Origin of the sequence: Cohnella sp. CFH 77786, from assembly GCF_019400745.1 — a bacterium.
Classification (GTDB): Bacteria; Bacillota; Bacilli; order Paenibacillales; family Paenibacillaceae; genus Cohnella.
In genome coordinates this window covers 17,604-30,057 of the sequence record NZ_WJIB01000008.1, presented here as the reverse complement: position 1 = coordinate 30,057, position 12,454 = coordinate 17,604, and the positions used below count along the sequence as shown (strand labels likewise).

Below are 12,454 nucleotides of genomic sequence, written 5' to 3'. Positions count from 1 at the left end.
GGAGGAAGCGGGATGGACATATTCAAGCGGATCGCGGAGTACCGGGCCGAGAGCGAGAAGCTGAGCTGGACGGGAACGTTTCGGGACTACATCGATCTGCTTCGCCGCGATCCCACGCCGGCGATGACGGCTCACGCCCGCGTTTATGAGATGATCGTGTCGCAGGGAGTAGAGGAATCTGGCGGCGTCAAACAATACAAGTTTTTCGAAAAGGAAATTTTCGGCTTGGATCGGACCATGGAGAGGCTGGTGGAGGAATACTTCCACTCCGCCGCCCGGCGGCTGGACGTCCGCAAACGGATTCTTCTGCTCATGGGACCCGTGAGCGGAGGCAAATCGACGATCGTTACCTTGCTGAAGAAAGGGCTGGAGCAATTCTCGCGGATGGATAAAGGTGCAGTCTACGCAATCAAAGGCTGTCCGATGCACGAGGAGCCCCTGCATCTCATTCCGAGCGAGCTGCGTTCGGACGTGGAACGGGAGCTGGGCGTCCGGATCGAAGGCAACCTGTGTCCCTCCTGCCAAATGCGGCTGAGGACGGAATACGGCGGAGATATCGAACGCGTTCCGGTGGAGCGGGTGCTGATTTCGGAAGAGAACCGCGTCGGCATCGGCACGTTCAGTCCCTCGGATCCGAAATCGCAGGACATCGCCGACCTTACGGGCAGCATCGATTTTTCCACGATCACGGAATACGGATCGGAATCCGACCCCCGGGCGTACCGGTTCGACGGGGAACTCAACAAAGCGAACCGCGGGCTGATGGAGTTCCAGGAGATGCTCAAGTGCGACGAGAAATTTCTGTGGAATCTGCTGTCGCTGACGCAGGAAGGCAATTTCAAGGCAGGTCGGTTCGCGCTGATCAGCGCCGATGAGCTCATCGTAGCGCATACGAACGAATCCGAATACAAGTCATTCATTTCCAACAAGAAGAACGAGGCGCTGCAGTCCCGCATGATCGTGATGCCCATTCCCTACAATCTGAAGGTGACGCAGGAAGAGAAAATATACACGAAGCTGATCGGCCAATCGGACATGAGCCACGTGCACATCGCCCCCCACGCCCTCCGCGCCGCCGCCATCTTTTCCATTTTGACGCGGCTCAAGGAATCGAAGAAACAGGGCATGGACCTCGTGAAAAAAATGAGGATGTACGATGGGGAAGAGGTGGAGGGCTACAAGGAAGCGGATCTCAAGGAAATGCAGAACGAGTACGCGGAGGAAGGGATGTCCGGCATCGACCCGCGCTACGTCATCAACCGGATCTCCAGCGCGCTGATTAAGCACGACCTTCCCTGCATCAATGCGCTCGATGTCCTACGTGCCCTGAAGGACGGCCTCGATCAACACCCTTCGATCACCAAGGAGGAACGGGAGAAGTACCTCAATTTCATTTCGGTGGCCCGCAAAGAGTACGACAACCTCGCCAAGAAGGAAGTGCAGAAGGCGTTCGTCTATTCGTTCGAGGAATCCGCGCGGACCCTGTTCGAGAATTATCTGGACAATATCGAGGCTTACTGCAACTGGGCGAAAATCAAGGACCCGCTGACCGGGGAGGAAATGGATCCGGACGAGAGGCTGATGCGGTCGATCGAGGAGCAGATCGGCGTCTCCGAGAACGCGAAGAAAGCGTTCCGCGAAGAAATCCTCATCCGGATTTCGGCCTTCTCCCGCAAAGGGCGCAAATTCGACTACAACACGCACGAGCGGCTCCGCGAAGCGATCGAGAAGAAGCTGTTCGCGGATTTGAAGGACATCGTGAAGATTACGACCTCGACCAAGACGCCGGACGAGAACCAGCTCAAACGGATCAACGAGGTGACCAAACGGCTGATCGACGAGCACGGCTACTGCCCGGTTTGCGCGAACGAGCTGCTGCGGTACGTGGGCAGCTTGCTGAACCGGTGAGGAACACGGCAGCGATAACGGGAATGCTCAAGGCAACGGTGACGAGTCCCCGTATTTCCGGCGATGCCGGAGTACGGGGATTCCGTTTCGGAAATATTTACCAACCGTCAACCTGCGATAACACTTTCCTATCGATGACCTGAATTGGTATAATTGGAGAAGTAACAGGATGATGGGAATCGTACGCCCGGATGGTTAGGCAAACGCGAATTCGTGAGGGGAGAGGAAAGCATGTCCGAGCAAATCCGGTTGCTGGACCGCGACGGCAATCCCTGTACCGTGAACGTGGAAGATTTGATCGCGATCCGTCCAACGGCGGGCGGTCCCGAGTTCGACACGAAGGACGCTACATACTTCTACCCTACCACGCTGGAAGAGCTGCAGACCCTGCTCAAGGGGACCGGGTTCGAAAGGCTCGACCGCACGAATCTCGTCAATCTCCATCACGCCGTTGCGTTCGATCCGAAAACGCGCAAAGTTTATTTCGAGTACCCCTGGTCGAAGGACAGCAAATTCGCAACCGTATCGGAAGCCAACGTGAGCAAAGTCCAGCATTTGGCCAAGGAGCAGGAGGCGGCTTACAAGATCGTGAGAAAACCGCTGTTTGGAAAAAGGTAAAGGGATGCCGGGGCCGGTCAGGGCCTCTTTTTTATTTTACGATAGGTAATATCTATATATTTTATCTATTTTATATATTTCCACAATCAAGCTCCCGCATGGTATAAACGGTTTACCAAGAAGCGGGAGGCGGGCAATATGGCAAACGAACAGAGTACCCATTGGGCCGCGGAAACCTACGACCGCACGATGGGCTTCGTGTCGAAGTACGGGGAGGACGTGCTCGAGTGGTTGAAGCCGCAAGCGGGAGAACGGATTCTGGATTTCGGCTGCGGAACCGGAGATTTGGCGGCGGTCATCGCGGAGTCGGGTGCCGCTGTCGCGGGTGTGGATATTTCCCCGGAAATGATCGAAAGGGCGCGAAACAAATACCCGCGGCTTGAATTCCATTGCGCGGACGGCACGAATTGGCTACCGGATGACCGATATGACGCCGTCTTCAGCAACGCGGCGCTTCATTGGATGACGGATGCCGAGGCGGCGGTCCGGACGATCGCGGACAGCCTCGTACCGGGAGGGAGGCTGGCGGCCGAATTCGGGGGTGCGGGAAACGTGCAAAGCGTGATTGAAGCGCTCTGGGAGACTTTGCGCCGAAGGGGAAGACTGGATGCTTGGGTGATGCCCTGGTATTTTCCCCGCGTCGGAGAGTATGCCGCGCTGCTGGAGCGTCATGGCTTCGAAGTTCGGTTCGCCATGCTGATCGACCGGCCGACGCGGTTGGACGGTGCGGATGGGATGAAGAATTGGCTGGAGATGTTCGGTTGGGCACTCGTTCCGGGCGCGAAGGAGACGGAAAAAGAGGAATGGTTCGCGGAAACCGCGGAGAGGTTGAGATCGAAGCATTACGAAAACGGACACTGGCTGTTGGATTACCGAAGGCTTCGCGTATTGGCGGTCAAGCGCGCGGAGTGAAGGCGAACCTTCGATTGACATCGATCCTTCTCCGGGTCAGAATGGGAACATCCGGTAGAGAGAAGGACGGATGTTCGTGATGGAACTGCTTCGCCAATGGAAGAAGATCATCGTGCTGGCTTTGCCCTCCTTGTTCGCTTTCGCCACGCAAACGATTACGGGAACGATATGTCTGATCATGGTCGGAGATTTGGGCGCCCTGATCATCGGAGTCGTCGGCGTTTCCAACATTATCATGTACAACGTGTTTGCCGTTTTTTCGGGGATCGGCCATTCGATCAACTACTTGGTCGCTCAAAACTACGGTTCCGGCGAGATGCCCAAAGGGATTCGGCGCACTTACACGGCTTTGGCCGTCAGCCTGGGCGTAGGGGCCTTCATCACGTTGGCCGGATGGCTGGCAGCAGGGTTGATCCTGAAAGGAACGGGCGGATCCCCGTCGCTGATCGCGGCGGGTGAAGCGTACCTGGAGCTACGGTTTTACGCAATGGCCATCGGCATGATCAGCTTCGTGTTCCACGGTTTTTTCCGGGGCGTCGGGGATACGCGCATCTCGATGATCATCTCCATCGTCGCCAATATGATCATCATCGGTTTAACCTACGGACTGACGTATGGGCATTGGGGGTTGCCGGAGCTGGGGCTGCGTGGGGCCGGCGCCGCGATGCTGATCGGCGAGGCGGCCGGGCTTATCGTCTGCTTGGCCGTTTTCTGGGGGCCCATGCACCGCAAGTTCGGAACGCGCACGCTGCCGAAGCCGGACGTCGCGGAGCTGGGGTTGATCGGCCGCGAAAGCGGGAAATTGGGCTTGATGGAATTTTCGATGAGCATCTCGATGTTTATTTTCACGGCCTTCGTCATTCGGCTCGGGGAAGTCCCGCTTGCCGCCAACGAAGTTTCGCTCAGCGTCATGTCGTTCGGCTTCATGCCGGCGTTCGCGTTCGGTTCGACCGCCACGATACTGGTGGGGCAAGGGATCGGCAGCAAGAAACCGCGGGAAGCCAGGCGGTCGGGCACGCATACGGCGATTCTCGGAACGCTGTTCCTCATTCTGCTGGGGACGGTCGAAATGATCTGGGCGGAGCCGATCGCAGGCATCTACACGGACGACGCGGCGGTCGCCGAACTGGCGGCTTACCTCATTTCGATTTCGGCTTACCTGCAAATCTTCGACGGCTTCTACAATTTCTATGCCGGCGGCCTGCGGGGAATCGGCGATACTTCGTTCCTGATGAAGGCTTCGCTCCTCTGCAGTTGGGCGTTGTTCGTCCCGCTCACTTACCTGTTCGTCAACGTGCTGGATGGCGGAAGCGTTGGCGCCTGGCTGGCTTTGTACGCCTTCCTTACCGTGCTGGGCACCGCCGTGATGGTCCGATACTACCGTACGGATTTCACCGCGGTACGGCTCAAGGAAGCGACTCCTTCTCATTGATGGCCGGCATCGAGTGGCATCAAGTGAAGTACGCGCGCGGATTCCCTCCCGTATTTGCTTAAAAAGACGGCCGAGCACGACCAGGACATTAACGTGTTGAAGAGCTAATTTTGAAATGTTACATCGATCTTTGAAGAAGCCGGCATCCCCGTGATGCCGGCTTTGTAAGTGTTGAAGACCGCTTGTTTGCGGCAAAATCTCCGTCGGCAGAAAGAGCCTTCGGCTTTAGGCAACGGTAGACCCGCAATCCGACTTCCGGACAGCGGGGTAAGACGATCAAACCGACTAGAGGACTTGGGAAGAGCATATTCGCCTCATGCAGCCCGGAAAAACCCGGCTACAGCGCCCCGCACGGTACATTTTACAGATGCAGCCCGGAAAAACCCGGCTACAGCGCCCGCACGGTACATTTTACAGATGCAGCCCGGAAAAACCCGGCTACAGCGCCCCGCACGGTACATTTCACAGATGCAGCCCGGAAAAACGCGGCTACAGCGCCCCGCACGGTACATTTCACAGATGCAGCCCGGAAAAACCCGGCTACAGCGCCCCGCACGGTACATTTCACAGATGCAGCCCGGAAAAACCCGGCTACAGCGCCCCGCACGGTACATTTCACCGCTGCAGCCCGGAAAAACCCGGCTACAGCGCCCCGCACGGTACATTTCACCGCTGCAGCCCGGAAAAACCCGGCTACAGCGCCCCGCACGGTACATTTCACAGATGCAGCCCGGAAAAACCCGCTTACAGCGCCCCACACGGTACATTTCACAGATGCAGCCCGGAAAAACCCGGCCACAGCGCCTGGTACGATACTTTTCACCGCTGCAGCCCGGAAAAAACCGGCTTAAGCATGCCGCGGTTACCCGTTTACGATTTCGCCTCCGTTAATGTGAAGCGTCTGGCCCGACATGTAGGAGGAATCTTCGCAGGCCAGGTACACGTAAGCCGGTGCCAGCTCGTCCGGTTGGCCGGCGCGTTTCATCGGCGTGTCCGAGCCGAACTTCGCTACCGCCTTCGCGTCGAAGGTGGACGGAATCAGCGGCGTCCAAATCGGACCCGGCGCCACCGAGTTGACGCGTATTCCTTGTCCGACCAAATTCATGGACAAGGAGCGGGTGAAGGCGACCATCGCTCCCTTGCTGGCGGAATAGTCCAGCAGCGTGGAGAAGCCTTTGTACGCCGTAATCGAGGTCGTGTTGATGATGCATGCCCCGGAGGATAAGTGAGGCAGAGCCGCCTGGGTCAAATAGAACATGCCGAATACGTTCGTGCGGAACGTGCGTTCCAGCTGCTGGGGCGTGATCTGCTCCAGCTTGTCCTGCGGATGCTGTTCCGCGGCATTGTTGACGACGATGTCCAATCTGCCGAACGTTTTGACCGTTTGGTCGACTGCGCTCGCGCAGAACCGCGGGTCCCCGACGTCGCCTTCCAGCAGAAGACATCTCCGGCCTTCGGATTCGACTTGCTTCATCGTCTCCCGGGCATCCACCTCTTCGTTCAAATAGAGGATGGCCACATCCGCGCCTTCCTTCGCGTAGGCGATGGCGACCGCTCGGCCGATGCCGCTGTCCCCGCCGCTGATGAGTGCCGCTTTGCCTTTCAGTTTGCCCGCCGGGCGATAAACGGGGGATTCCGATTCCGGCACCGGGTTCATGTCTTTCTCCAGACCGGGCTGCCGGTCCTGGTGCTGCTCCGGGAAAGAACTCGGCCGCTGGGGGGCGCTTTGCCGGGGTTCGTTTGCCATGTTTCCCACTCCTTTCCGTGAATCAGGATTAGGGTAAACCAATCCCTCCTCGTTTACGCATCCGAAAATGCCCGATCGAGAAGGGGAATGCGGCGCGGCGTCGAAAAGACATAGAAGGATAACGACACTTCACCCGGGGAGTTTCGCAACATGACGAAAAATGTCCATGAATGGTACGAGGCCTACCGGTCCCTGTTCGACTATAATCCGGACGCGAGCTACGCCATCGATCCGGAGGGCCGTTTCCTGTTAGCCAATCGGGCCGCGACCGAAATGATCGGATACGCGAAGGAAGAGCTGGCGGGCAAGCCGTTTACCCTGCTGATCCCTGAGAAAGACTTGGATAGGGTGATGGCGGCTTTCCGGAAAACGTTAACGGGTACCCCGCAGCAAATGGAGTTGACCCTGCTTCACAAAGACGGGCATGCCATCGAAGTGCTCGTCACCGCGGCTCCGATCGTCGCGAGCGGCCATACTTGCGGCGTCATCGGCATTTCGAAGAACATGACCGAGTCGAATCGGGTCCATCGCGAGCTGTCGGAGTTTCGGAACCAGCTGCAGAACATTTTCGCCAACCTGGACATCCTGGTATGGTCGTATGACGTGAAAGAAAAGAAATGCATCTATGTCTCCTCCGCCTGCGAGCAAATTTACGGAGTGACCGTGGAGCAGTATGTCCAACCGGATTTTTGGAAAAGCGTCATCCACCCGGACGATCTTGGCCGCGTAGAAGCGTCGCAGATCGATCTAAGGGCAGGCAAGACGCTGCATAACGAATACCGGATTTTTCATGCGAACGGGGAGATCCGGTGGATCGAGGATAACGCCATGCCGGTTCTGGACGCTTCCGGCGAATTGATCCGCTTGGAAGGCGTCGTCACCGACATTACCGAACGCAAAAAAATCGAGGAGCGCCTGCACCATATGGCGTTCCACGATTCTTTGACGGGACTGCCGAACCGGCTGCTGTTCAAGGAGAAGCTGGAGGCCGCGATCGCCCGGGCCAAGGCGAATGGAGAGAAGGCGGCCGTTTTGTATCTCGATTTGGACCGGTTTAAGCTCATTAACGACTCGCTGGGCCATGATGTGGGCGACCAGCTGCTTCAGGTCATCGCGAGGCGGCTCAAGGACGTCCTGCACCCGGACGACGTCGTTTCCCGCCAGGGCGGGGACGAGTTCGCCATCGTGCTGAACGGAATGAGAAACCAGGAGCACATCTACCGGAGGGTCCGCCGAATTCTGGATACGTTCCAAAGACCCGTGAAGCTGTTCCATCTGGAATTGATGGTAACGACCAGCATCGGCGTCAGCGTGTATCCGGATGCCGGCACGGACACGGCAACCTTGCTCAAGCAGGCCGATCAAGCGATGTATTTGGCCAAGGAGAAAGGAAAAAACAACTTCCAATCGTTCAGTCCCAAGCTCGATGAGACGTTGGCCCGCAAAATGTTCCTGGAGCAGTCCTTGCACCACGCCCTGAAGAATGACGAACTGCTGCTGCACTACCAACCGATCGTGGATGCCGCGACCTGCGGGTTGCACGGATTCGAAGCGCTGCTCCGGTGGGTTCACCCTACGCTGGGCTTCGTTTCGCCGGCCGAATTGATTCCGATCGCGGAGGAGACCGGGCTGATCGTCCCCATCGGCGAGTGGGTGCTCAGAACCGCGTGCCTCCAGACGAAGATTTGGCAAAGCAAAGGGTTTCCCCATCTTGGCGTGAGCGTGAACATTTCCGCCCTTCAGCTGATGGAGAATTTCATTCCGGTCGTAGAGAAAGCGCTGCTGCAGACCCGGCTCGCTCCGGGAAGCTTGACGCTGGAAATCACGGAAAGCACCGCCATGCAGAGCGTAGCCGATATCATTTCGAAAATCGGACAGCTCCGGGAGCTTGGAGTGAAGCTGTCGATCGACGATTTCGGAACCGGCTACTCTTCCTTAAGCTACCTGAAAAAATTCCAAATCCACGCGCTGAAAATCGACCAGTCGTTCGTCCGGGACATCGAAAAAGACACCAATCAGGAGGCGATCATCAAGGCGGTCATCGCCATGGCGGACAGCCTTCGGATCGGTGTCGTGGCGGAAGGCGTGGAAACGGAGGAGCAGATCCGGTTTCTCCGCAGCTTCGGATGCGGGCGTATGCAAGGATATTACTTCAGCAGGCCCTTGTCGATCGAACAGGCGGAGACGCTCTATTTCTGCGGCTCAAAATTGCCCTGATATGTCGGATCAACCGTTCTTCCGGGAAGTCTTTACTCCGTCGCAGGTGAAAACGACCGTTTTGCCGTCCAGGACCGTTTCCAGGTGGACCGGCTTGCCCCACAGCTGGACCAGATAGGGGAGCGTGCGTTCCATGTATTTCAGGTCCAGTTCGACGCCCTCGTAACGATGGGCGATAAACAGTTCCCCGGTGCGCTGCCAGTCTCCGTCCGTGACCTCCAAGTACGGGAAGCCGCCGTTCACGCGCGAAAACACGAGCTGGTCGCGCACGTTTTCCCAGGTTTTGTCGGTAATTTGCCAGTCCGGGCCTTTCTTCTCGAAAACGTACAGGTCGAGATCGTCCGCGAGCTCTTTGGTCATGTAGTTGCGGATGAAAGAAGGGTCCGAATCCATTTCCCGAACCTCGAAGATCCGTTCCCTGCCGAACCGTTTCTCGATGTCCTCGAACATCTTGAGCCCCAAATAATAAGGATTGAGCGAATGGCGGGACGGTTGTACGACCGAGGAATTCAGCTTGGCGTATTCGATCGTCTCCTCGCTCGTGAGAGGCAGCTCCCGCATGATTCGCTGATGCCAGAACGTCGCCCAGCCTTCGTTCATGATTTTCGTTTCGATCTGCGGCCAGAAGTAGAGCATCTCGTCGCGCAGCATGCTCATGATGTCTCGCTGCCAATCCTCCAGAACCGGGGAAAATTCCTGGACGAACCAGACGATGTCCTTCTCCGGGTGAGGAGGGATCCGGCGGGAATCGGCCGTTTCCGGCTTCGCGGATTCCTTCGATTTGTCGTTCTCCGTGTCGTCGAGCACCCACAGATCGTCATACGGGGAAGGCGGAGGCACGCGGGCGCTCCGCTCTTTCTCCTCCTTGCGGCGCCATTCCAGATACCGGTTTTTATCCTGCCCGTACGGCTTGTGCAGCACGGGATCGACGTGCTCCTGGATCGCCATGACGGCGTCGAGGAACTTCTCCACCTGATCGGCGCCGAAGTCCATTTCATACTGCCGAATCCGCTCCGCCGCGGCCGACATGCTTTCCACCATGTTGCGGTTGGTCCGCGAGAACCGGGCGTTGTTCTTGAAGAAGTCGCAGTGGGCCAGCACGTGCGCCACGATCAGCTTGTTCTGCACGAGCGAATTTCCTTCCAGCAGGAAGGCATAGCACGGATTGGAATTGATGACGAGCTCGTAAATTTTGCTCAGGCCGAGGTCGTACTGCATTTTCATGCGATTGAAGGTTTTTCCGAAGCTCCAGTGCGAGAAACGCGTCGGCATACCGTAGGCTCCGAAAGTATAGATGATGTCCGACGGGCAAATCTCATACCGCATCGGATAAAAATCGAGACCGAACGTTTGCGCGATTTCCGTGATGACTCCGATCGCTTCCTCCAAGTCCCGCCATTCCCCGTTAAGCGCCATATCGGCCAAGCCCCCTGTCCCAAACAGAGTTTCACCACTCTATTTATATGTGGGAACGAAGGCGCCTTGACACCGAGTCGGGCGATTCATCGGCACATCTCGCCATGGCCGATCTCCGGGGATTCCACCTGGACGGTCACGTGCGCGAGATGGAACCGGTCTTCGAGAATCCGGAGCGCTTGCTGCAGCACCTCCTGGCTGTCTCTGCGGCCGTCGGTCCGGACGTGGCAGCTCATGGAATCGAATCCGGACGTGATGGTCCAAATGTGGAGGTCGTGAACGTCCGTCACCCCGTCGATGGCCAGCAGCGCCTCTTGGACGAGGCCGCGGTCGACCGAGGCAGGCGTCCCTTCCATCAGAACGTGCACGGTGTGCCGGATGATGCCCCAGGCGCTTTTCAAAATGAGAACGGAAACGAGGATGGACACGATCGGATCAGCGGCGTACCAGCCGAACGCGGACATCAGGATCCCGGCTGCAATGGCGCCGAGGGACCCGAGGGCGTCGCCGATGACGTGCAGGTACGCGCTCCGCAGGTTGACGTTGTTCTTCACGTCGCCTTTGCGCATGAGCGCCCAGGCGCTTGCCAGGTTCGCGAGCAAGCCTATGGCCGCGATCGCCGTCATGGCGCCGCCCGCTACTTCCGGGGGCTGGGCAAAACGGCGCACGGCTTCCCAAATGACGAATCCGGCAATCAAGAAAAGCGCGACGCCGTTGAAGAGCGCGGCCAGAATCTCGAAGCGGTGGAAGCCGTAGGTTTTGCGGGGAGAGGCCGGGCGGGCCGAGAGCCGGATCGCGGCCAGGCTGAGCAGCAAGGCGCCGGCATCGCTCAGCATATGCCCGGAATCGGAGAGCAGCGCGAGGCTGTTCGTCAGAAGGCCGCCGATGAATTCGAGTAGCAGGATGCCGGACGTAATCAGCAGGGCGATCGTCAGCCCTTTCCGGTTTCCATCCCGGGAGAAATCGTGGGCATGGCCGTGATGAAACGCGTGCCCGTGTCCGTGGTGATGTCCGTGGTGGTGATGGCCGTGGTGGTCATGGCCGTGGTGGTGTCCGTGGGAATGTTCATGGGATTGTCCGTGGGATTGTCCGTGATCGTGTCCTTGCCCATGGGGGTGACCAGTATGGAGTCCGTGTCCACCGGGATCATGGCCGTGGCGGTCATTGCTGCGCATGGTCGCTCGCTCCTTCGCAATGTTCGGTATGGCGGATCGCCTGGTAAAGCAGCGAAATGACATGTCCATCATCGCAGCTGTAGTACAGCATGTTCCCCTCGCGGCGGTGTTTGACCAACCGGATGTTCCGCAGAAATCCGAGCTGATGGGAGACGGCCGACTGCGACAGCTCCAGCACCTCCGCGATATGTCCCACGGAGCATTCTTCCTGGGAGAGCAAGTAGAGGAGCTTGATCCGTGTCGGATCGGCCAGCGCCTTGAACGTTTGGGATACCGTTTCTATCGTTTCCGGATCAAGGAACGTATGATCGGACGGTTTCATGGGCAGGCTCCTTTTTTGAGGAAGGTTAAACTATTCACCAATATGAGCATATGCTCATATTCGGATTATGGTGCTTGGAGAGAAAAATGTCAAGAGATTCCGAAGGGGGAGTGCTGGCGCGAAAACAAGGTCGATCTCCCATGCCGCCTTCGGCGGGGCGTTACGGGATGGACATGGACCAGCATGGTACCGAAAGCCGGCCGGCTCCAACTCTGAGGCGTGAATCTGCCATGACCGGCGGCGATCAAGACGGGCAGGAACCAGGAAGGCAGTAACTTAGAAGGTAGCACCCAGAAGGTAGCAGTTCGGGCAGGCAGGAACCAGGAAGGCAGCAACTTAGAAGTAGCAACTCCGACAGGCAGCAGTTCGGACAGGCAGCAACCCAGAAGGCAGCAGTTCGGACAGGCAGGAACCAGGAAGGTAGCAACTCCGAAGGTAGCAACTCCGAAGGTAGCAACCCAGAAGGCAGCAACCCAGAGGCAGCAACCCAGAAGGCAGTAACCCCGAAGGTAGCAACTCTGACATGCAGCAGTTCGGACTCGCAGGAACCAGAAAGGACAACAACTCGGTGGGCGGCAACCCAGGCAGGAACCTCGTTACGGTTGGGAGCTAAAAGCAAAATTACCTTTATTTCTTTCTTAGACCCTTTATTTTCGGTTGTTAAAGCATAAATACATTTAACTTTCATCAATCAGGCCATTTTTTTG

Annotated in this window: 9 protein-coding genes; 5 read left to right on the top strand and 4 right to left on the bottom strand. The window is 57.5% G+C overall.

Annotated elements, in window-relative coordinates:
* Positions 1-12: 12 nt before the first annotated feature.
* The 4 genes from GE107_RS12625 to GE107_RS12610 all read left to right on the top strand — a co-directional run bounded on the left by GE107_RS12625 (position 13) and on the right by GE107_RS12610 (position 4,870).
* On the top strand, positions 13-1,908 hold the full coding sequence (locus GE107_RS12625; RefSeq protein ID WP_219640337.1) for a PrkA family serine protein kinase: 1,896 nt from the start codon (positions 13-15) through the stop codon (positions 1,906-1,908).
* 231 nt (positions 1,909-2,139) lie between these two features.
* Positions 2,140-2,526, top strand: coding sequence for a LytTR family transcriptional regulator DNA-binding domain-containing protein (locus tag GE107_RS12620; RefSeq protein WP_219640336.1), 387 nt, complete (start codon positions 2,140-2,142; stop codon positions 2,524-2,526).
* Positions 2,527-2,664: 138 nt separating this feature from the next.
* The gene (locus GE107_RS12615) at positions 2,665-3,438 is read left to right on the top strand and encodes a class I SAM-dependent methyltransferase (protein WP_219640335.1); all 774 of its coding nucleotides are present in this window, start codon (positions 2,665-2,667) and stop codon (positions 3,436-3,438) included.
* A 70-nt stretch (positions 3,439-3,508) separates the two neighbouring features.
* Positions 3,509-4,870 (top strand): MATE family efflux transporter, encoded by a 1,362-nt coding sequence (locus tag GE107_RS12610; RefSeq protein ID WP_370636400.1) that lies wholly within the window; start codon positions 3,509-3,511, stop codon positions 4,868-4,870.
* An 862-nt stretch (positions 4,871-5,732) separates the two neighbouring features.
* On the opposite strand, the gene GE107_RS12605 is transcribed toward GE107_RS12610, so the two are convergent.
* Positions 5,733-6,617, bottom strand: a complete 885-nt coding sequence (locus tag GE107_RS12605; protein ID WP_219640334.1) for an SDR family oxidoreductase — start codon at positions 6,615-6,617, stop codon at positions 5,733-5,735.
* A 150-nt stretch (positions 6,618-6,767) separates the two neighbouring features.
* On the opposite strand from GE107_RS12605, the gene GE107_RS12600 reads away from it, so the two are divergent.
* Positions 6,768-8,834: a putative bifunctional diguanylate cyclase/phosphodiesterase gene (locus GE107_RS12600; RefSeq protein ID WP_219640333.1), complete on the top strand. Its 2,067-nt coding sequence runs from the start codon at positions 6,768-6,770 to the stop codon at positions 8,832-8,834.
* A gap of 9 nt (positions 8,835-8,843) precedes the next feature.
* Here the strand turns inward: GE107_RS12600 and GE107_RS12595 are convergent, their stop codons facing one another.
* The 3 genes from GE107_RS12595 to GE107_RS12585 all read right to left on the bottom strand — a co-directional run bounded on the left by GE107_RS12595 (position 8,844) and on the right by GE107_RS12585 (position 11,747).
* Positions 8,844-10,250, bottom strand: a complete 1,407-nt coding sequence (locus GE107_RS12595; protein ID WP_219640332.1) for a SpoVR family protein — start codon at positions 10,248-10,250, stop codon at positions 8,844-8,846.
* 86 nt (positions 10,251-10,336) lie between these two features.
* On the bottom strand, positions 10,337-11,425 hold the full coding sequence (locus GE107_RS12590) for a cation diffusion facilitator family transporter (protein ID WP_219640331.1): 1,089 nt from the start codon (positions 11,423-11,425) through the stop codon (positions 10,337-10,339).
* Positions 11,412-11,747, bottom strand: coding sequence for an ArsR/SmtB family transcription factor (locus tag GE107_RS12585; protein ID WP_219640330.1), 336 nt, complete (start codon positions 11,745-11,747; stop codon positions 11,412-11,414). The genes GE107_RS12590 and GE107_RS12585 overlap by 14 nt, the downstream gene beginning before the upstream one ends.
* Positions 11,748-12,454: the final 707 nt, after the last annotated feature.

Coding starts and splice junctions, on each gene's coding strand:
- GE107_RS12625 (WP_219640337.1), top strand. CDS start 13: ATGGACATATTCAAGCGGATCGCGGAGTACCGGGCCGAGAGCGAGAAG.
- GE107_RS12620 (WP_219640336.1), top strand. CDS start 2,140: ATGTCCGAGCAAATCCGGTTGCTGGACCGCGACGGCAATCCCTGTACC.
- GE107_RS12615 (WP_219640335.1), top strand. CDS start 2,665: ATGGCAAACGAACAGAGTACCCATTGGGCCGCGGAAACCTACGACCGC.
- GE107_RS12610 (WP_370636400.1), top strand. CDS start 3,509: ATGTTCGTGATGGAACTGCTTCGCCAATGGAAGAAGATCATCGTGCTG.
- GE107_RS12605 (WP_219640334.1), bottom strand. CDS start 6,617: ATGGCAAACGAACCCCGGCAAAGCGCCCCCCAGCGGCCGAGTTCTTTC.
- GE107_RS12600 (WP_219640333.1), top strand. CDS start 6,768: ATGACGAAAAATGTCCATGAATGGTACGAGGCCTACCGGTCCCTGTTC.
- GE107_RS12595 (WP_219640332.1), bottom strand. CDS start 10,250: ATGGCGCTTAACGGGGAATGGCGGGACTTGGAGGAAGCGATCGGAGTC.
- GE107_RS12590 (WP_219640331.1), bottom strand. CDS start 11,425: ATGCGCAGCAATGACCGCCACGGCCATGATCCCGGTGGACACGGACTC.
- GE107_RS12585 (WP_219640330.1), bottom strand. CDS start 11,747: ATGAAACCGTCCGATCATACGTTCCTTGATCCGGAAACGATAGAAACG.